Origin of the sequence: Flavobacterium sp. 38-13 (assembly GCF_001899155.1) — a bacterium.
In the GTDB taxonomy this organism is placed as follows: Bacteria; Bacteroidota; Bacteroidia; order Flavobacteriales; family Flavobacteriaceae; genus Flavobacterium; species Flavobacterium lindanitolerans.
The window spans coordinates 101438-122524 of record NZ_MKVG01000021.1; the positions used below are offsets into that span (position 1 = coordinate 101438).

A 21087-nucleotide genomic window follows, 5' to 3' on the forward strand; every position below is an offset into this window, starting at 1 on the left:
TCGGGAATGAAGCCGTCCGAAAGAAGAGCATTGCTCTTTTCGTTAATTAGCAGTTAGATGGTGGTCCGCGATGTGAATACAGGCTTCCGGCAAAGAATTCAGTTGATTCTACAGAAGCAAAGTTATAGGCAACTGCCTTAAAAGGGACAAATAAATCAAAAGTGTAGGTTTCTGTCGCGATAAAACTGCTTAGCGTAAATTCGCAGACAAAACATTTTTCGTGGTCGTGGTCTAAAGTTTGGATTTTAGTATGGCCATTGTCGTCTGACTGGCTTACTGTTGCTGCTTTTCCACTTAAGAAATGCTCATAGGAGTGAACGGATTGAAACAGTATTGAAAACAATACTGCAATCATCAAAGAGAGATTTATTATGGCAAACTTCTTCTTCATTCCAATGCAAATGTATGAAAGTGAAAAAAAATACCGCCCGTTTTAACAAATTTTATGGTTTGTCAAAACAGGCGGTACCTTAATTTATTTCAAAAATGATTTATACCAAGCCGTTAGCAACCAGATATTCTGCAATCTGGATAGTGTTGGTTGCAGCACCTTTGCGAAGGTTGTCAGCAACAATCCACATGTTTAGCGTGTTCGGTTGTGATTCGTCCCGGCGGATTCTTCCCACAAAAACATCGTCTTTTCCTTGTGCATACAGAGGCATTGGGTAAGTAAATGTATCGGTGTTATCCTGAACAACAACTCCCGGAGTTTCATGTAGAATTCGCCTTACCTCATTTACATCGAAATCATTAGAAAACTCAACATTCACAGCTTCACTATGTCCCCCTACGATTGGCACTCTAACAGCTGTAGCGGTTACTGCAATCGTTTTGTCGCTTAATATTTTTTGAGTTTCGCGAACCAGTTTCATTTCTTCTTTGGTGTATCCGTTGTCTTCAAAAATATCACATTGCGGAATGGCATTTCTATGGATTTGGTATTTGTAGGCCATCTCACCTTTAGTGCCGGCATATTCATTTTCAAGTTGCTGTACAGCTTTTACTCCCGTTCCGGTAATAGACTGGTAGGTTGAAACTATAATTCTTTTGATGTTGTATTTTTTATGCAAAGGTGCCAAAGCCAGAACCATTTGTATGGTTGAACAGTTTGGGTTGGCAATAATTTTATCTTCTTTTGTAAGTTCTGAAGCGTTGATTTCAGGAACAATCAGTTTTTTGTCGGCGTGCATTCTCCACGCAGAAGAGTTGTCGATTACGGTAGTCCCGGCTTCAGCAAATTTAGGAGCCCAGGCCAATGAGGTTTCACCACCGGCAGAAAATAAGGCAATGTCCGGCTTCATTGATACGGCTGTTTCCAATCCGACAACGGCATACTTTTTACCCTTAAATTCAATTTCCTTGCCTACTGATTTTTCAGAAGCTACAGGAATTAATTCGGTTACAGGGAAATTTCTTTCTGCCAAAACTTGAAGCATTACTTCGCCAACCATTCCGGTTGCGCCAACAACAGCAACTCTCATATTCTATTTTTTAAAGTGGTTAAAACTGATTTTATGAATGCAAAAGTAGCTAATAAAGTTATTGAAAAAACGAATTATAAAAATATAACAAATTGTTATATAAAATTATATTTTATAAAAATACCGCCTGTTTTTCAGGCGGTTTAATTAGAATATATAGTATAGCGGTATTGGCTAATTACGGTCTGTTTTTCAACGCATCGCGGATTTCCATCAACAGCTTTTCTTCATTGGTTGGAGCAGGTGGTGCAGCAGGTGCCTCGGCTTCTTTTTTTCTGGCAGCATTAATACCTTTCACAACCAGGAAAAGAACGAACGCTACGATAAGGAAGTTAATTACGGCAGAAAGGAACATACCGTATTTGACAGACCCGAAAATAACAAGGTCCTCAATTCTGGAAAGGTTAGCAGCTTCAAGAGCCGGTTTTAGCAATAACGGCGTTATCACGTCTTCAATAAAAGAACTGACAATTTTTCCAAAAGCGGCACCAATGATGACACCAATAGCCAGGTCTACAACATTGCCTTTCAGTGCAAAGGCCTTAAATTCAGATACCATTCCCATAATTATTTGATTTTAGGATTATTAAATAAATTGGTTTTTGTTACTAGCTAAAGTAGTTAAATATTTTAACATTTCAACGCCGGCTTTTTAAAAAATGTGCTATTCTCTGTAAAAAACACGCTTGACGCGATGCGAAATGCCGGTTAATATTTCATATGGAATGGTTCCGAGTTTTTCAGCGATGTAGGTAACATTCGGATTTTCTCCAAAAATTACAACCGGGTCGCCTTCCTGACAATCAATTGCAGAAACATCCACCATCAGCATGTCCATACAGATACTGCCTACAATTGGGGCTTTCTCATTTTTGATTAGCACATAACCCAGCTGATTCCCCCAACTTCTTGGAATTCCGTCGGCATAACCAATAGGGATTGTGGCGATTCGGGTTTCTTTTTGAGCCATAAACCGTCTGCCATAACCAACACTTTCGCCAGACTGTATGGTTCTTATTTGTGAGATTATGGATTTTAAGGTTCCTACGTTTTCTAAATATTTTGTTTCCGACGGGTCGTTGGAAATTCCATAAAGTCCTATTCCTAATCGTACCATTCCGTATTGGGCTTCCGGATAATTGCTGATACCGGAGGTATTTAGGATATGACGGATTGGCTCTATAGAAAGTTCCTGCATCAATCGGGATGATAATTTTTCAAAAAGGGCAATCTGTGATTTCGCAAAATCGTGGTGCTCCAGGTCATCACTGGTTGCCATGTGCGAAAGTATACTTTTTACCTGTATGTAGGAAGTTCCTCTGAGCGTCTCAATCAATTCCGGAAGGTCATTTTCCTGAAAGCCAAGACGGTGCATTCCAGTGTCCAGTTTGATATGGATTGGAAATTGTTGCAGGTTTCTCTGTTCGGCTATTTTCAAAAAGGCCCTTAATCCTTTTATGGAATAAATTTCAGGCTCTAAATTGTGCTCGATTATGGCGCCAAAGCTTGTGTTTTCAGGATTAAGCACCATAATTGGCAATGTTATTCCTGCGCTTTTCAAGGCAATACCTTCATCTGCAAAGGCAACCCCCAAATAGTCTACTTTATGATATTCCAGAAGTTTTGCGATTTCAAAACCGCCACTGCCATAACCAAAAGCTTTAACCATAACCATAAGTTTGGTTTCGGGTTTTAGCTTTGACCTGAAAAAATTCAGATTATGACTGATGGCGTTCAGGTTGATTTCCAAAACCGTTTCATGGGTCTTTTCTTCGAGCAAGGAAGCGATTTTCTCAAATTGGAAAATACGGGCTCCTTTTATCAATATGGTTTCGTTGGCGAAATTCAGGTTTTTGAAGTCGGCAATCAGTTCATCCGTATTTTTATAGGTAATGATATTTTTGAAACTGCCGGAATATGTGCCTATTTCTTCTCCTACACCAATAACCAGGTCTATTTTGTTGGAAGCGACGAGTTCTGAAACTCTTTTGTATAAATCATCCGTGGGCAATCCGCTTTGGAAAATATCCGAAAGGATGATTGTCTTTTTCTTGTATTGTTTTTGCTGTTCCAGAAAATCCAGGGCAATTCTGAGCGATTGGTAATCGGAACTGTAGCTGTCGTCAATGATTTCGGTATTGTTGATTCCGTTTTTCACTTTGAGTCGCATTTCAACAGAATACAGAAGCTGGATTCTTTCCTGTATAATTTCCGGCAGGTAGCCCAAATAAAGCATAGCCATCAGGCAGTTTATGGCATTCTCGATAGACGCTTTGTCCTGAAAAGGAATCACGGCATCAAAAGAAATTTTATCATAAGTGATGGTCAATTGGGTTTTCCCTGCAACCGATTTTTGCGAAATGTGTACTGATGCTTCTTTATTGTCAAGACTCCACGAAAAAGTCTTGATGTCTGGTCTGATAAGCGAATCGACAAGAGTATTTTTTTGGTAAATCAGGACTTCTGAATGTTCAAAAAGGCGCAGTTTCTCCTTGATTTTTTCTTCCTGATTTTGAAAGCCTTCATCATGGGCAGAACCTATATTGGTTAGGATTCCAATGGTAGGCTGGATGATTTTTTCCAGTTTTTCCATTTCATGTACGGTGGAAATACCGGCTTCAAAAATCCCAAGATTGTGTTTTTCATTTATAGAAATTACCGAAAGCGGTACGCCAACTTGCGAATTGTAGCTTTTTGGGCTTCGGATGATGTTGTAATCCGGACTCAACAGAAAATTAAGCCATTCCTTTACAATGGTTTTTCCGTTACTCCCCGTAATCCCGATGATTGGAAAACGGAAGCCTTTCCTGTAAAATGAGGCAAAGTCCTGCAAAGCCTGAAGCGTATTTTTTACTTCCAGAAAATTAGCCTTGTTTTCCAGTCCTTTTGGAATATGGTTCACAACAAAATTGCGTACACCTTTACCGATAAGGTCCGGGATATAGCTGTGTGCATCATTATTTTGTCCGGAAAGGGCAAAAAATAAAGTTCCGGAATTGTTTTGCAGCGAGCGGCTGTCTATAGAAACATTGGTGATTTCAATGTCTGGATTTCCTGAAAGACGGGCTTGTATTTCAGGAACAATATGTTGAATTTTCAGGCTCAATTTGGTTTCTTTTTAAAGCTAGGTTAAAGGTAGCGATTTTAGACGATTCACAGGAAGAATGATAATAGAAACAAAAAGAAAAACGGGTTATTTTATGTCTGAAACAATTATTTGTTTTCTTTCTTTTTGGCAAAAAAGCCTTCTTCTTTTTCCTGTAATTCTTTCATCGCATTAAAATAGGCTGCACGGCTTAAAGGTTCATATTCTTCTGTTTCGCCAAGCATCACCAGATTGTCGTTATTGGCTTTTCGGAAGCTGTAATTGGCAAGGTTTCCGGTGCGGGTGCATACGGCATGGACTTTTGTGACATATTCTGCCGTAGCCATAAGAGCGGGCATCGGGCCAAAAGGATTGCCTTTGAAATCCATGTCCAGTCCGGCCACAATCACGCGTATTCCGGAATTGGCGAGGTCATTGCAGACCGAAACAATTTCATCGTCAAAAAACTGTGCCTCGTCAATGCCAATCACTTCACAGCCCTGAGCCAATATGCGGATGTTGGCAGCAGCAGGAACCGGAGTTGACCGTATTTCATTGGAATCGTGCGAAACGACCATTTCGTCATGGTAGCGTGTATCGATTGCAGGCTTGAAAATTTCTACTTTCTGCTTGGCAAATTGCGCCCTTTTCAGACGGCGGATAAGCTCTTCGGTCTTTCCCGAAAACATTGAACCGCAGATTACTTCAATCCAGCCAAATTGTTCTTTATGATTTACTGTATTTTCGAGAAACATTTTGTATTTTTCAGCCTTAAAAAGGATTAGTTTTTTTTACTTTGTGCTGAAAACAAATTTATTAAAAAACCCTTGCTTTACTCAATATAATATCAAAAGTTATGAAGAAAAAATTAGAGGCCGAGTTAATCAGCATAGCACACAGGATTTTGAAGCTGAAAAATAAATCTGAATTGATTCAGCTCCATCAGGAAAGCCAAAAATTGTATGAAAAACTGTCTGTCTTGCTGTTTGTAGAAGAGAATTTTACAGGATCACAGCCAACAATTGGCAGGTCTGAGGCTTATGAAGTTTTGGAAACCGCTTTTGATAATGATGAGGTTCCTGGAAAAATTGAAATGGATGTACAGGAAGAAATTGCTTTGGAAGCTGAAAAAACAATAGAAGAAGCACCAAAAGAAGAAATACAGGAAGAAAAAGCGCCTGAAGGAGAAAAAACAACTGCTGAAGAAATAAAAGAGGCAGAAGAGGAAGTGGCTAATGAACCGGAATCTGAACAGGAAAAAGTGGTAGTAGGCGAAATTGAACTTTCTGATGAAGAAATGGAAGAGGAGGAACCTGTTGAGAAAGAAGAGGAAGAAGAACCCGCAATAGAAGAACCGGAAGAAGAGGAGGAAGAAAAAGCTTCTGATGAAATAAAAGAAGAAACAAAAGAAGAAACAAAAGAAGAATTGGCAGAACCGGCTTTTGAATTGGCTTTTGATAAAAAAGAGGATGTTGAAGAAGTAGCAAAAGAGTCAGGACACCAGATCATTTTTGAGGATTTCTTAGGTTCGGATTATAAAGACCTTGAATTTGTAAAGGCGGAAATCGAAGAAAAGCACAGGCATGACCACTATGAAGAACCTGTCGCAGAAGAAACCAGGGAAGAAGTAAAAGAAGAAATTGCAGAAGAAGTTAAAGCGGAAGAGCCTCAAAAGATAGAAGAGCCTGTCGTGGAAACTCCAAAACCGGCTGTTGAAAAAGTAACCAAAGGAATTACGATTGGGCTAAACGACAGGGTTGGTTTTGTAAACCATCTTTTTGGCGGTAGTAATGAGGATTTCAACAGGGTACTGTCTCAGTTGAACACCTTTGATACTTTCCAGGATGCCAGAAATTTTATTGAAGATTTGGTAAAGCCGGACTATAACGAATGGAAAGGTAAGGAAGATTATGCCGAGCGTTTCCTTGAAGTGGTAGAGAACAAGTTTAAATAATCCGGATGTCAAAATTATATTTAGTTCCAACACCTATCGGGAATCTTGAAGATATGACATTCAGGGCTATAAAAGTCCTGAAGGAAGTCGACCTGATTCTGGCAGAAGATACCCGCAACAGCGGCAAGCTGCTAAAACATTTCGAGATTGGAACGCACATGCAGAGCCATCATATGCACAACGAGCATAAAACGGTGGAAAATCTGATTGCAAGACTAAAGTCAGGTGAAACGATTGCCCTGATTTCGGATGCAGGAACTCCTGCCATATCCGATCCGGGATTTTTGCTGACGCGGGCTTGTGTAGAAAATAATATTGAAGTAGAATGTCTTCCCGGAGCAACTGCTTTTGTTCCGGCTTTGGTGAACAGTGGCCTGCCAAATGATAGGTTTGTTTTTGAAGGTTTTTTGCCTGATAAAAAGGGAAGGCAGACCCGTTTTCTGGCTTTGGCGGAAGAAACCCGAACCATGATTTTATACGTTTCGCCTCATAAATTAGTCAAGACTCTGGCAGAATTTATACAGTATTTTGGAGCAGAAAGGCCGGTTTCGGTTTCACGCGAATTGACCAAATTGCACGAAGAAACGGTTCGCGGCACAGCTACAGAAGTTTTGAAACATTTTGAAACCAAACCTCCAAAAGGAGAGATTGTAGTTATTGTTGGAGGAAAAAGCAATAAATAATTTTATCAGTTAATACCTTACTGTAAACATTCATGGCAACACATCACGTAACTACGAAATGGCTGGGCGACATGGCTTTTGAAGCCACCAACCCTGGCGGAACAATAAAAATGGATTCAGATCCGGAATATGGCGGACATGACGACGGACTTCGTCCAAAAGCCATGATGCTGGCTTCTTTGGCAGGCTGTACCGGAATTGATATTGCTTCTCTGGTAAAAAAGATGAAGGTGGATATTGATACCTTCACGATTGAAGTGGAAGGCGACCTGACGGAAGAACATCCAAAATTTTACCATACGGTTCGTGTCGATTACCATTTTTACGGAATGGATCTCGACCAGACAAAACTTCAAAAAATCGTAGACCTATCCGTTGAAAAATATTGCGGCGTGATGGAAATGTTCCGTCATTTTGCAAAGGTAGAAGTTAGAATATTGTATCATTAATAAAGGTACTAAGTTGCTGAGATACTAAGGTTCTAAGGCCTTAGCAACTTAGCGCCTTAGAACCTTAGAACCTTAAAACATGCGCTGGAACCTTAAACCTACACCCGATTCAGAAAAAATTAAAAGCCTGCAGGATTCCTTAAACATTGATGAACTTATTGCAACATTGCTCCTGCAACGAGGTATTGAAACCTTTGAACAGGCCCGGCAGTTTTTCCGGCCAAAGTTAGAAGACCTGCACGACCCGTATCTCATGAAAGATATGGATAAGGCAGTGGCTCGTATTGAAAAGGCCATTGAAAAACAGGAAAATATTCTGGTTTTTGGAGATTATGATGTTGATGGTACTACTGCCGTATCATTGGTCTCTTCCTATTTGAAAAGCTTTTATCCTAATGTTGATACTTATATTCCGGACCGTTATGACGAAGGTTATGGCGTTTCTCTTAAAGGTATCGATTATGCGGATGATAATGGGATTACGCTGATTATTGCACTGGATTGTGGCATCAAGTCTATAGACCATGTAGCGTATGCCAAAGAAAAAAACATCGATTTTATCATATGCGACCACCACAGGCCAGGTGATACATTGCCGGACGCGGTTGCTGTTTTAGACCCGAAACGCGAAGATTGCCATTATCCGTATGACGAATTGTGCGGTTGCGGTATCGGTTTTAAGCTATTGCAGGCATTGGCCAAAAACAGAAACCAGACCATAGATGATTTGCGTCCGTATCTGGATTTGGTAGCTACGGCTATTGGAGCTGATATTGTTCCGATAACAGGTGAAAACAGAGTTTTGGCCAAATTCGGGTTGGAAGTTATTAATTCAAATCCACGACCGGGTTTTAAGGCAATCACCCAAAACCTCAAGAAAAAAAACCTTACCATTACGGATGTCGTTTTTATATTGGCGCCACGAATCAATGCAGCAGGCAGAATAAAGCATGGCAATTACGCCGTTAAATTACTCACAGAATTCGGAATTGAAGAAGCAGAAGCCTTTGCAAAAGAACTGGAAGTTTTTAACGCTGATAGAAAAGAATTAGACAAGCAGATTACTTCGGAAGCCTTACTCCAGATTATAGAAAATCAGGAAGAAGACAGGTATTCAACGGTCGTATATAAAGAAGACTGGCACAAAGGAGTTATTGGGATTGTGGCTTCACGCCTGATTGAAACCTATTACCGTCCGACTTTAGTGTTTACCAAAAGTGGCGACAAGTTGGCCGCATCTGCCCGTTCTGTCAAAGATTTTGATGTTTACAATGCATTGGAAGCCTGTTCAGAATATTTGTTGCAGTTTGGCGGGCACATGTATGCCGCCGGACTGACTTTGGAAGAAGCACAATTCGAGAATTTCAAGGCACACTTTGAAAAAGTGATTTCGGAAACTATTTCGGAAGAGTTAAGGACTCCTGAAATTCTGATTGATGCCGTAATCAACCTGAACGATATTACCGAAAAATTTGTCCGCATTTTAAATCAATTCGAGCCTTTCGGGCCTATGAACATGATGCCGGTTTTTATGACGGAAAATTTGAGAGATACCGGTTACGGAAAAAGAATTGGCAGTGATGAAAGCCACCTGAGGCTTTTTGTAAAGCAAGACGATTCAGAAGGTTATGGTGCCATAGGATTTGGAATGGGGAATAAGTTTGAACTTACTCAAAATCAGCAACCATTCGATGCAGTCTACTCACTGGAAGAAAACGAATTCAATGGAAACGTCAGCCTGCAGCTAAGACTCCGCGATATCAAAGGCAAGGAATAAAACTATACGAATAAGCATATTAAAAACTTTGCGCCTCTGCGTGCCATTATTTTCTCGCAAAGAGACAAAGACGCCAAGAAAAAACTTTATGAAAATTTAATTTAGAACGATTTTAAATAATTCTTATATTTGTTCGAAACAATTCAGTTATGAAAGAAATCGAGCAAATCTATTTTAATGACTTTGGTGTCGCTTTCCATTGGAAAAAAGAGCAGAAGGTGTTGAAAAACAAAATACAACTGGTTTTTAAGGAAACAGGCTTCTATCTTTCAAAAGAAGAACTGAATTATTTTGCAGAAACGATTGATGCGACTTGCTATGAGGTCAATGCCAATTGTGACACCTGCGAGTTCAAAAGAAAATGCCACAAATTTTTACTAAAAACACCCGTGCAGCAGATTGATTTGGCCGTTTCCGTCAATGAATTGATGCAGATTAAAGACCTGGTAGAAGGCACCCTGTTCCAAATCCAATTAAAAGATTATCTGGATGAAATCTGCCAGAATTAAGATTTGTATTCTTTTAATTCGAAAGTAGTTCCATCAAATACGCCGTAGGTAAAATAGCCAATCCAATCCCCCAGATTTATATAGGTAGCATTTTCGCCAACTTTTATTGTCATAGGAAGATGCCGGTGTCCAAATACAAAATAATCGTAGTGTTTGGTTTCCAGTTTTCGTTTGGAGTATTGTACCAGCCATTCATTATCCTCGCCTAAAAAACGAACGTCTTCTGCTCCGGAAATCAATTTGTTTTTTACAGAAAGATGTTGTGCCAGTTTCACGCCCAAATCAGGATGAAGCCATCTGAAAAGCCATTTTGAAAAAGGATTGGTAAACACTTTTTTCATTCTTTTATAGCCCTTGTCGCCGGGGCCTAATCCGTCACCGTGGCCAATCAAAAAATGTTTGTCGTTGAATGTGAATTCTTTTGTAGTATGGTAAACAGGAATATTAAGTTCTTTCTCAAAATAGTCACTCATCCATAAATCGTGATTGCCTACAAAAAAATAAACCGGAATGCCGCTGTCGCGAATTTCAGCTAATTTGCCCAAAACGCGTACAAATCCTTTCGGAACTACGGTTTTGTATTCAAACCAAAAATCAAACAAGTCACCTAATAGGAATAATGCAGTTGCATCTTTTTTGATTTCATCAAGCCAGGCTACAAATTTCTGCTCTCTTGGAAAACTCAATTCAGGCGTTGGCGCTCCAAAATGCTGGTCGGAAGCAAAATATATTTTAGTGTCTGCCACGTTTATTCAATTAAAATCCAAAGATAAGAAAGATTGCGCACTTAACAGGATATGGCGCTTTCTTCTTTTACCTTCCCCAGATTTCACTTTCAATAACCATCGGGATAACGACACCTATAACAAAAGAAGACATGACGAGCGTCCAGTCGCGTTTGGAAAAACGGAAAACAGTCTGTACAATGTAGGACAGAATCAGCACGATAAGAACCACAATAATCTGTGCGGCTTCAATACCTAATGCAAATTCCAGTAACGGAAGCAATTTGTCAGAAGAATTTCCCGGAAGGATGGTGTTGAAATAATTTGAGAATCCCAATCCGTGAATGATTCCGAAGAAAAGCGTTACGATAGCGATAAAGCTGATACTTTCCTTTTTTGAATTTTTTCCGGCAGTAAAAAGATGAAAAACGGCCGTGATTAATATGGTGATTGGAATTAGAAACTCAACAAGATTGACCTTGATTTGTACAAAGCCATATACAGAAAGCAATAATGACATGGTATGCCCCACAGTAAAAAGAGTGACCAGAAGCAATACTCTTTTCCAGTCCTTAAAAGCATAAGGAATTGTCAATGCGATTAAAAACAAGACATGGTCGTAGGCGTTGATGTCTAAAACATGACGTAATCCTGTGTTGAAGTAAATCCAAAACTCAGACATATATAGATATTTTTGATTGGGATTTCAAACATACGATATATTTTGGAAAGAGTTTATTTCTGTTAAGAAAAGTCAGCAATTTATGCCGTTAAAATAGAAATAGAATTATATTTGCAAAAAATATATAATTATGTCAATTTCAGATTTATTTGATAGCGGATTTAAAAATAGAAATAAAGGACATTTCGCTTCTATCGTGAGAGTTGCAATGGAAAACGGGCACTTAAGCGAGGAAGAAAGACACTTCTTGGACAAACTGGCCATGCAATTGGAGATTTCTTCTGAAGAGTATGCTGAAATTCTTGCCAATCCGATGAAATACCCAATCAATCCTCCTTACCTGCACACGCAAAGACTGGAGCGTTTGTATGACCTTTCAAGGATGGTATATGCCGACCACGTTTTAGGTCCAAAACAAAAAGAAATCCTTACCCGATTTGCTCTGGCATTAGGATTTACTCCAGGAAACGTACATTACATTGTTGACAAAGCACTTTCATTGCTTGTCCTGGGTGTAGATTTGGACACTTTCCTTTTCGAAATGACTCACATGAATAAATAAAAAAAAAGCTCCAATCGGAGCTTTTTTTATGCCTATGCTTTTTATTTTTCGCTTGCTATTCTCATAAATTCTTCTGCCTTTTCTACCATGTTGTAGCTGCCGCAAAAGAATGGAACACGCTGGTGCAATTCTGTTGGCTGGATTTCCATAATCCTTCCAAAACCGTCAGAAGCCTTACCGCCTGCCTGTTCTGCCAGGAACGCCATCGGGTTGCATTCATACAGAAGACGTAATTTTCCGCTAGGAGCTTTAGAGCTTGTCGGATAAATGTAAATTCCTCCCTTAATCATATTCCTGTGGATGTCAGAAACCAGACTTCCTATATAACGGGAAGTATACGGTCTGTCACCTTCTTCTAACTGGCAATATTTGATGTAATCTTTTACGCCTTGTGGAAAGTGCACATAATTTCCTTCGTTGATAGAATAAATCTTACCGTCTTTTGGAAATTTCATGTTTGGGTGAGAAAGATAGAAAGTACCAATGGCAGGATTCAGTGTAAATCCGTTGACACCACGTCCGGTAGTGTATACCAGCATGGTTGATGTGCCATAAATTACATATCCGGCAGCTACCTGATTAACACCCGGCTGAAGAAAATCTTCTATAGTTACAGGCGTCCCTATTGGTGTTATTCTTCTGTAAACCGAAAAAATGGTTCCAACAGAAACATTTACATCAATATTGGATGAACCGTCAAGCGGGTCCATCAATACGACATATTTGTTGTTGTGACATTCGTCCTTACCTTTAATCGTAATGAAATCATCACTTTCTTCTGAAGCAATACCACATACGATTTCACGGTTGATAAGCGTCTGTATGAAAGTTTCGTTGGCAAAAACGTCCAGTTTTTGCTGATCCTCTCCCTGTATATTCTGTTCGCCGGCAGCGCCCACAATATCTACCAATCCGGCCTTGTTCACTTTGTAGTTAACGACCTTAGCGGCCAATCGGATGGAGTTGATTAATCTGGATAATTCTCCGGAAGAATATTGGAAATCTTCCTGTTTTTCAATAATAAATTCCCCTAATGTTTTATTGCGTTCCTCCATTACTATATCGTTGTAGTTGTGGTGCAAATATCGTTCATAAATTCTATAATTTTAGAGTAGGCAGTAAAAAAATATTATAAACAAATGTTATAAATATAAATAAATGTTATTTTTGCACAACTTTAAAAGAGGCGGTAAGATTGGATTATTTAAGGAATTTTGAGAAAAGAAATGTCCTGAATTGTGCAGTTGGACAAGCTTTTAATATATTCGCTGTAAAAATCGAAACAGAGAAAAGAATAAAGAAATGATAATCAGAAGAGGAACTGAAAACGATATGAAAGCCGTTTTAGCCCTGATTCAGGAACTCGCAGTTTTTGAAAAAGAGCCGGAAGCTGTGGTAGTGACAAAAGAAGATTTAATCCGGGATGGTTTTGGGAGCAATCCGTTGTTCCATACTTTTGTAGCAGAACTGGACGGTGAAATTATAGGCATGGCGTTGTACTATTACCGATTTTCTACATGGAAAGGAAAGACTATCCATCTCGAAGATTTGATTGTTACTGAAAAAAGCAGAGGTACAGGAGCCGGAATGGCACTGTATTCTGAAATTATAAAAGAAGGAGAAAGAGAAAATGTACGCCGCATCGAATGGAATGTCCTGAACTGGAATACGCCTGCTATCGAATTTTATGAGAAATCCGGAGCAAAAGTCTTATCAGACTGGCGCGTTGTCCATATGGATGAACAAGGAATTGATGATTTTTTAAAAGGTCAAAAGTCTAAGGTTGAAAGTCGAACGTCAAAAGTCTAAGGTCTAAGGTCGAAAGTCAAAAGCTAAAAGTAATAGGGCATAAGTCAAAAATCTTAAATCTTAAATCTTAAATCAGAAATCTAAGGTCAAAAGTCTAAGGTCGAAAGTTAAAAGTCGAATATGAAAGCTGAAAGCGATAGGCCATAAGCAGTAAGCCAAAAATCTAAAATCAGAAATCTAAAATCATAAATCAAAGGTCAAAAATCTGAAATCAAAAATCAATGAGAGTATTTAAATTTGGAGGTGCTTCAGTAAAAGATGCCAATGGCATTAAAAATGTATACGATGTCTTGCAACAGGTTGGCTATGATGATGTCTTGCTTGTTGTTTCGGCTATGGGAAAAACAACAAATGCTTTGGAAGTCGTCATAAAGAACTACTTTGAAAGATCGGCCGAACTGCAATCGTCCCTACAGGATGTCAAGAAATACCACAACCAGATTTTGCTTGATTTGTTTGAAGATGATAAAAATGCCGTATTCGCAGCCATCAATCAGCTTTTTTCGGATTTGGAAGGCTTCCTGAAAAGTAACAAATCGCCAAACTATAATTTTGTTTACGACCAGATTGTCAGCTTTGGGGAGATAATTTCGACGACTATCATCAGCCACTATTTCAATTACAGGGGATTGAAAAACCAATGGTTAGATGTGCGTAATTTTATAAAAACAGACACGACCTATCGTGATGCCATTGTAGATTGGGAGCAAACGCAAAAACTGATTTCTAAAAACGTAAAGAAAAAAGTACTCAATATTACACAGGGATTTTTAGGTTCTGACGAAAATAACTTTACAACGACTTTAGGACGTGAAGGTTCAGATTATACGGCAGCGATTTTTGCCTATTGCCTGAATGCGGAAAGTGTTACCATCTGGAAAGATGTGCCAGGTGTTATGAATGCCGACCCGAGATATTTTGAAAATGCAACGCTACTAAACCAGATTTCATATCGCGAAGCCATTGAGCTTGCCTTTTACGGAGCTACCGTTATTCACCCTAAAACATTGCAGCCGCTACAGCGAAAAGAAATCCCGCTGTTTGTAAAATCATTCCTGAATCCGTCATTGCCGGGAACCAGCGTAAGCAAAGGGGCTGATTTGGAACCGCACCTGCCTTGTTTTATCGTAAAAAAAGAACAGTTGCTTATTTCGCTTTCGTCCATAGATTTCTCTTTTATCATGGAAGAAAATATCAGCGAAATTTTCGGGCTTTTGCACCAATATAAAATGAAAGTAAGTCTGATTCAGAACTCGGCAATCAGTTTCTCGGTTTGTATTGAAGACAAATTCGGTAATTTCAACGACCTGAAAAATGTGCTTTCAAAGAAATTCAAAGTTTCCTATAATGAAAATGTTTCGCTTTATACCATTCGCCATTTCAATGAAAAAGCTTCAGAAATGGTTGAAAAAGGAAAACAGGTATTGCTCAAGCAGGTGAGCAGGGAAACTATGCAGATTGTTACCAAAGAAACCACCAACTAATTTTTTTTTATAAACCACACGCCATCGGGAGTATCGGGTTACGGTACTTCCGATTTTATTTGCTTGCCTCCTAAGAACCCGGCTCTTGAAATTATTGGTTTATAAATACTACTTTTGAGCTTTCGGAGTTATAGTATTTATGTTGAAAAAATTGCTTTTTCTGGTTTTAACAGGCTTTGTTTCCGGACTTTCTGCCCAGGAAGTCAAATCGCCGTATAAAAACCGGAAGATTACGGCTTCAAAAGATACGATACGTATTGACAGCGTAAGCATTAGCAGTTCGTTTTTCAAGCTACAGGACAGGGAAGGAAATGATATCGATACGACTTATTATAAGGTTGATTTCCAGAAAAGTATACTTGTTTTTAAGAATGATTTCAAATCTGAAGACACGCTGACACTACGCTATTTCAGCTATCCTGAATATCTTACCCGGAAATACAGCATTTATGACGACAGCCGTGTCGTCAGTAATGAAGCCGGAAAAGGGAATCTTTATAAAGTTTCCCGGGACCCGATAAGCACTTTTAAACCTTTTGACGGATTAAACACATCAGGAAGCATTACGAGAGGCATTACGATTGGTAATAACCAGAATTCTGTAGTCAATTCCAATCTGGATTTGCAGATTACCGGAAAGATTTCGGACAAGGTGAGTTTGAGAGCCTCCATTCAGGACAGCAATATTCCTTTGCAGGAAGGCGGCTATTCGCAAAAACTGGATGAATTCGACCAGATTTTTATTGAGCTTTTCAGCGATAAATGGAACATTCGGGCCGGTGATTTGTTTTTGGAAAACAGGCAATCCCGATTTCTGAATTTCAACAAAAAAGTACAAGGGCTTTCGGCTAATTTTACCTTTGGAACACCCGAAAATAAAACCAATGTTTTTGCATCGGCGGCTCTGGTTCGGGGACAATACGCCCGGAGTTCGTTTACAGGACAAGAAGGGAACCAGGGACCCTACAAGCTGCAAGGACCTAATGGTGAATTGTATATTCTGGTTATTTCCGGTTCAGAACGTGTTTTTGTCAACGGAATCCTGTTGACACGAGGTGAAAACAACGATTATACGATAGATTACAATGCAGGTGAAATTATCTTTACTTCGCTGTTTCCAATTACTTCCGAAATGAGGATTAATGTCGAATATCAATATTCGGATAGAAACTATACGCGTTTCGTGACCTATGCAGGAGCCATGCACGAGCAGGAAAAGTGGAGCTTGGGGGGATATTTATATTCAGAGAATGACGTGAAAAACCAGCCACTGCAACAAAACCTTTCTGCAGAACAGGTAGAAGTGTTGAAAGAAGCAGGCGACAATTCTGCTGCAATGACAGCACCATCGGCTTATGTAGACAGCTATTCCGAAAATAAGATATTGTACAGAAAAACAACCATTGGTGGTGTTGAGGTCTTTGAATTCTCAAACAACCCCACTGATGAGTTGTATAATGTGCGGTTTTCTCTCGTAGGTGCTAATCAGGGAAATTACAGGCTTTCGAATACGGCCACAATAGGAAGAGTATATGAATTTGTTCCACCCGCAAACGGTATTCCTCAAGGAAATTATGAGCCTATAATCCGATTGGTTGCACCAACCAAAATCCAGATTGCTACCATTTTGGGGAAATACAAGCCAAGCGAAAAAACACTGGTCGATTTTGAATTAGGCGTAAGCAACAACGATTTGAACCTGTTTTCTTCAAAAGACGATAACGATAACCAGGGATTAGCCGGAAAAATTTATGCCAAACAAAGACTGTTTTCAAAAAAATGGCAACTGGATGCTTTTGCCAACTATCAATTTGTGCAAAAGCAGTTCCGAACCATTGAGCGTTTATTTACGATTGAGTTTGACCGCGACTGGAACCTGACCAATCCGATTGGAAACCAGAGCCTGCTTATTTCCGGTTTGAATTTTATCCTTCCCAATAAAGGAAATGCAAGATACCAATTGGAAAAGCTTGATTTTTCGGAAAGTTTTTCGGGTACCAGACATGTTGTTGACGGTTCTTTCCGATTTAAAAATTTTACTTTTCAGAACAACGGGAGTATATTAAAAAGTGATAGCAATTACTCCGAATCAAAATTTATCAGAAACCAGACACAGGCGCGTTACCATTTTGGTAAGAACTGGGTAGGAGGCACTTTCAGGCTGGAAGACAATGAAGAAAAGATTAAGGAAACCGGACAGTTTTCTGCCTTGAGCCAAAAGTTTAATGAGTTTGGATTTTTTACCGGACGCGGCGATAGTACAAAAGTATATGTGGAATTGGGCTATCTGCAACGTTCCAATGACAGTTTGGTTAACGGATTTGTAAAAAAGGTCAATACGTCCAATTCGTATTATCTGAAGTCAAGATTGATGAAAACCGAAAAAAGCGACCTTTCATTGTTTGTCAACTACAGGAATTTGAAATTTGAAGACCCCACGAGAAAAAATGAACCATCCTTAAATTCGAGATTACTCTATAATGACCGTTATTTTGACCAGTTAATTCAGGTTACCACAACCTATGAAACCACCTCAGGAACCATTCCGCAACAGGAATTTACCTATCTGAAAGTAGAACCGGGACGGGGCGTTTACACCTGGATTGATTATAACAATAACGGAATTCAGGAATTGGAAGAGTTTGAAATTGCCAAGTTTGCAGACCAGGCAGAATACGTAAGGATTTTTCTTCCCAACCAGATTTTTATCAAAACGCACCAGAACAAATTTTCACAGTCTGTGATACTGAATGCCCACCAATGGCAAAACGAAAAAGGATTCAGAAAATTTTTATCCTATTTCTATAACCAGACTTCTTTTCTTGTGGACCGAAAGATTGTCCGCGATAGCGATAATTTTGACCTGAATCCGTTTTCTTCGGGTGAGAAAAATTTATTGGGCTTAAATTCCAGTTTCAGAAACAGCTTATTTTATAACCGGGGGAAACAAGACCATTCCCTAACCTATACGTATTTGAGAAATAGGGCAAAGACATTACTTTCTGTAGGTTCACAGGAAAGCAATAACCGTTCACATCAGATTCAATATGCCCATCTGGTCAAAAAAAGCTGGCTTTTAGGGTTTATGGGCAAAACAATCGAATCAGAATTGTATTCGGAAAATTATGTGAGTAAAAATTTTGAATTAAAGGGCTACCAACTGGCACCAAAAATTTCTTATCTGTTTTCAAGAAATGCAAGCTGGGATTTATTTTATGAATATCAGGATAAGGACAATAAAATTAATGATAAGGAAGCCTTACAACAACATCGGGTAGGGACATCATTTACCTATTCATCAGAGAAAAAATTTACAATGAATGGCGAATTCTCATTGTACAAGAATGATTTCAGCGGCGATGCGCTGTCACCGGTAGCTTATCAGATGCTGGAAGGATTACAACCGGGGCAAAATTTGACATGGCGTTTGCTGCTGCAAAAAAACCTGACACAGTTTTTGGATGTTAATGTGAATTATGAAGGAAGAAAAAGTGAAGAAAGCAAAGCTATCCATACCGGAAGCGTACAGCTTAGGGCTTATTTTTAACATGGATAATCCGCTGAAACGTTTATATTTGGAATCTTAATCTAAAAAATGACCCATGAAAACAAAAATAATAGCAGGCTCACTTTTGGCAGTTTCATTATTCATGACCTCATGCAAAAAAGAGTTACAGCCACAGGAAAGTGCGGAACCAACTGAAGCGGTTGCGGCAGATGGAGCAGCAACTCCTGCTGAAGGACAACCGGTGAGTGTGCAGCCACAACAAATGCAGGCTCAACCACAGGTACAGCCACAAGTACAACCACAGCCGGTGGCAACAGCTCCGGGAATGAATCCGCCACACGGACAGCCAGGACACCGTTGTGATATTCAGGTAGGTGCTCCGTTAAATTCGCCTCCGGGCCAAAAACCGGCACCAACTGCGGTAGCACAACCGCAACCGGTAGCCCAGCCTACAGCAACTCCTAATAAAATAACTCCGGTTAATAATGCTGATGTTGTTACCGCACCGGGGATGAATCCACCACACGGACAGCCGGGACACCGTTGCGATATTGCCGTTGGACAGCCTTTGCCAAAAGCATAAGGGAGAGTTAACTTCAATATTAAACCAATAAGACACTGCGTCTTTGCGTGCAATTTTTTCTCGCAAAGGCGCAGAGTCGCATTATATAAGTCGCATCAAATGGACTATTTCCAATTACAAAGAACCAGATTCATATCCCAAAATTAACTTAGAACCTCAGTACCTTAGCGCCTTAGTACCTTTCAAATCTCAATAACCCGATTCACTTTAACTTCCTCTAAAAAATATTCATCGTGCGAAACAACTATCAGAGTGCCCTGATATTCGTTAATGGCGGCAGTTAATATTTCCACGTTTTTGATGTCTAAATTATTGGTTGGTTCGTCCAGCAGGATAATATCCGGAGATTGACTGCTAATGGTCAGGCAGCAAAGCAACAGGCGCATCCTTTCGCCACCACTTAAAGCACTGCACGGTTTATCCCAATCTTCTCTTGTAAACAAAAAGCGGTTCAGCCTGATTTTTATTTCGTGTTCCTGCAAGGAAGAAGAATTAAATTGCTGGGCCTGTTCATAAACTTTGAGCTTGTTGTCAAGCAAAGAATAATCCTGGTCAATATAAACGGATTTGTTGTCTGCCCTGTAAACGGTTCCCGTTTGAGGTTCTAAGCTCCCTAAAATCAATTTTATTAAAGTCGTTTTCCCGGAACCGTTTGTTCCTTTTAAGGCAATACGTTCTCCGCTGATAATTTGAAAACTCAGGTTTTCGTTCCAAAGCGGTTGTGTGCTGTAAGTAAAATTGATATTTGTGGCCGTGAACAAAATTTTTCCCTGATGTAAAGAAGAATTGTCGAAACCAAATCGCATCTTATCCATGTCGGGCAAGGAAGAACGGAGTTCCTGCAGGTCTTTTGAAATGCCGCCAATCTTTTCTGCATGCACACTTTTGAGTTTTGAAGTGCTGTTTTCGGCATTGTTTCGCAGTGTATTCATCATAATTTTGGCAACGCCGGCTTTTTCCTGTTTTCCCTTCCCGCGACTGTCTAATTTTTGCTGTCGTTCCAATGTTTCGCGTTCCTTCTCTCTGGCTTTCCGCAATGCTTTTTCCTTGCTTTGTATATCCTGATTCAAAGCATTGTTTTCTATTTCCTTTTGGGCTGTGAAAAAATCGTAATTACCGCCATATGCTTTAATTCCGTGTTTGTTCAGTTCGCAAATCGTGTCTAAAAGATTTAGCAATTTCCGGTCATGGCTCACTACAATCAAGGTGCTTTTTGCAGACTGGACAAAGTCGTATAAGAGCTGTCTTCCCGAAATATCAAGATGGTTACTGGGTTCGTCCAGCAAAACCAATTCTGGCTGATGGATTGAAATTCCTGCTAAAAAAACTTTTGTTTTTTGTCCGCCACTCAATGTTTCCATTTTTTGCGACAAGTCCAGGTTGGTGAGCTGCCAATGTTGTAAAGCTTCGTTACAACGGTCTTCAATTGTCCAGTCATCATCCAGCAAGCTGTAATTTTCTTCCGTAACATTTCCGCTCAGGATTTCCTGCAGGGCATTGAGTTTGGTTTCAATTTGCAGCGCCTGTGCAATGGTCAGATGATTGTATTGTCCGAATATTTGCGGAATATAATAAGGTTGGGCATCAACAATTCGTTGTCCACCTACGGGCTGCAATTCGCCGGCAATAATTTTGAGCAACGTAGATTTTCCGGTTCCGTTACTGCCTGTTACTGCTATTTTATTGTGATTGTTTACTGTCAGATTGATATTGCCGAACAGTACCTCTTTGTTGGAGTGTGTATAGGAAATATTCTGTAAAATCAGCATAATTTCTTTCTTTAAAGATTAATGAAA

The 21087-nt window shown here is 39.6% G+C and carries 19 protein-coding genes; 10 read left to right on the top strand and 9 right to left on the bottom strand.

Annotation, left to right across the window (positions count from 1 at the left end; all coding sequences use genetic code 11):
* Positions 1-46: 46 nt before the first annotated feature.
* The 5 genes from BGO88_RS16555 to BGO88_RS16575 all read right to left on the bottom strand — a co-directional run bounded on the left by BGO88_RS16555 (position 47) and on the right by BGO88_RS16575 (position 5321).
* Entirely contained in the window at positions 47-391 is a 345-nt protein-coding gene (locus BGO88_RS16555) for a hypothetical protein (RefSeq protein ID WP_286707625.1), read from the bottom strand.
* A gap of 100 nt (positions 392-491) precedes the next feature.
* Positions 492-1481 (bottom strand): aspartate-semialdehyde dehydrogenase, encoded by a 990-nt coding sequence (locus BGO88_RS16560; protein ID WP_101471164.1) that lies wholly within the window; start codon positions 1479-1481, stop codon positions 492-494.
* A 178-nt stretch (positions 1482-1659) separates the two neighbouring features.
* Positions 1660-2046: a large conductance mechanosensitive channel protein MscL gene (mscL, locus tag BGO88_RS16565; RefSeq protein ID WP_101471165.1), complete on the bottom strand. Its 387-nt coding sequence runs from the start codon at positions 2044-2046 to the stop codon at positions 1660-1662.
* 99 nt (positions 2047-2145) lie between these two features.
* The gene (locus BGO88_RS16570) at positions 2146-4587 is read right to left on the bottom strand and encodes a bifunctional UDP-N-acetylmuramoyl-tripeptide:D-alanyl-D-alanine ligase/alanine racemase (RefSeq protein ID WP_286707626.1); all 2442 of its coding nucleotides are present in this window, start codon (positions 4585-4587) and stop codon (positions 2146-2148) included.
* Positions 4588-4694: 107 nt separating this feature from the next.
* Positions 4695-5321 (bottom strand): thymidine kinase, encoded by a 627-nt coding sequence (locus BGO88_RS16575; RefSeq protein ID WP_056067776.1) that lies wholly within the window; start codon positions 5319-5321, stop codon positions 4695-4697.
* Positions 5322-5422: 101 nt separating this feature from the next.
* Between BGO88_RS16575 and BGO88_RS16580 the strand changes: the two genes are divergently transcribed.
* From BGO88_RS16580 to BGO88_RS16600, 5 genes are all read left to right on the top strand, one after another.
* Complete coding sequence (locus BGO88_RS16580) at positions 5423-6520, top strand: DUF8457 domain-containing protein (protein WP_286707627.1); 1098 nt, start codon at positions 5423-5425, stop codon at positions 6518-6520.
* 5 nt (positions 6521-6525) lie between these two features.
* Entirely contained in the window at positions 6526-7203 is a 678-nt protein-coding gene (gene rsmI, locus BGO88_RS16585) for a 16S rRNA (cytidine(1402)-2'-O)-methyltransferase (protein WP_286707628.1), read from the top strand.
* A gap of 32 nt (positions 7204-7235) precedes the next feature.
* Positions 7236-7652, top strand: a complete 417-nt coding sequence (locus BGO88_RS16590) for an OsmC family protein (protein ID WP_286707629.1) — start codon at positions 7236-7238, stop codon at positions 7650-7652.
* Positions 7653-7731: 79 nt separating this feature from the next.
* Complete coding sequence (gene recJ / locus BGO88_RS16595) at positions 7732-9429, top strand: single-stranded-DNA-specific exonuclease RecJ (RefSeq protein ID WP_286707630.1); 1698 nt, start codon at positions 7732-7734, stop codon at positions 9427-9429.
* Positions 9430-9578: 149 nt separating this feature from the next.
* Positions 9579-9938 carry a hypothetical protein gene (locus BGO88_RS16600; protein WP_056067785.1) on the top strand — a complete coding sequence of 120 codons (360 nt, stop codon included), beginning with the start codon at positions 9579-9581 and terminating at the stop codon, positions 9936-9938.
* Here BGO88_RS16600 and BGO88_RS16605 read toward each other — a convergent pair.
* Both BGO88_RS16605 and BGO88_RS16610 read right to left on the bottom strand, forming a co-directional pair.
* Positions 9935-10684 (bottom strand): UDP-2,3-diacylglucosamine diphosphatase, encoded by a 750-nt coding sequence (locus BGO88_RS16605; protein WP_371417538.1) that lies wholly within the window; start codon positions 10682-10684, stop codon positions 9935-9937. The genes BGO88_RS16600 and BGO88_RS16605 overlap by 4 nt on opposite strands.
* Before the next feature lie 67 nt (positions 10685-10751).
* Positions 10752-11345, bottom strand: a complete 594-nt coding sequence (locus tag BGO88_RS16610; RefSeq protein WP_056067789.1) for a HupE/UreJ family protein — start codon at positions 11343-11345, stop codon at positions 10752-10754.
* 130 nt (positions 11346-11475) lie between these two features.
* Between BGO88_RS16610 and BGO88_RS16615 the strand changes: the two genes are divergently transcribed.
* Entirely contained in the window at positions 11476-11907 is a 432-nt protein-coding gene (locus BGO88_RS16615) for a tellurite resistance TerB family protein (protein WP_056067790.1), read from the top strand.
* A gap of 41 nt (positions 11908-11948) precedes the next feature.
* Here BGO88_RS16615 and fbp read toward each other — a convergent pair whose 3' ends face one another.
* Positions 11949-12962, bottom strand: coding sequence for a class 1 fructose-bisphosphatase (fbp, locus tag BGO88_RS16620; RefSeq protein ID WP_056067792.1), 1014 nt, complete (start codon positions 12960-12962; stop codon positions 11949-11951).
* A 247-nt stretch (positions 12963-13209) separates the two neighbouring features.
* Between fbp and BGO88_RS16625 the strand changes: the two genes are divergently transcribed.
* The 4 genes from BGO88_RS16625 (at position 13210) to BGO88_RS16640 (ending at position 19291) form a co-directional block, all read left to right on the top strand.
* Entirely contained in the window at positions 13210-13716 is a 507-nt protein-coding gene (locus BGO88_RS16625) for a GNAT family N-acetyltransferase (RefSeq protein WP_101471171.1), read from the top strand.
* A gap of 221 nt (positions 13717-13937) precedes the next feature.
* A complete protein-coding gene (locus BGO88_RS16630; RefSeq protein ID WP_286707631.1) occupies positions 13938-15200 on the top strand; it encodes an aspartate kinase in 1263 nt (420 codons plus the stop codon).
* A 139-nt stretch (positions 15201-15339) separates the two neighbouring features.
* Complete coding sequence (locus tag BGO88_RS16635; RefSeq protein WP_286707632.1) at positions 15340-18747, top strand: DUF8818 domain-containing protein; 3408 nt, start codon at positions 15340-15342, stop codon at positions 18745-18747.
* A 55-nt stretch (positions 18748-18802) separates the two neighbouring features.
* On the top strand, positions 18803-19291 hold the full coding sequence (locus BGO88_RS16640; protein WP_056067802.1) for a hypothetical protein: 489 nt from the start codon (positions 18803-18805) through the stop codon (positions 19289-19291).
* A 182-nt stretch (positions 19292-19473) separates the two neighbouring features.
* Here BGO88_RS16640 and abc-f read toward each other — a convergent pair whose 3' ends face one another.
* Positions 19474-21060 carry a ribosomal protection-like ABC-F family protein gene (gene abc-f, locus BGO88_RS16645; RefSeq protein WP_286707633.1) on the bottom strand — a complete coding sequence of 529 codons (1587 nt, stop codon included), beginning with the start codon at positions 21058-21060 and terminating at the stop codon, positions 19474-19476.
* Positions 21061-21087: the final 27 nt, after the last annotated feature.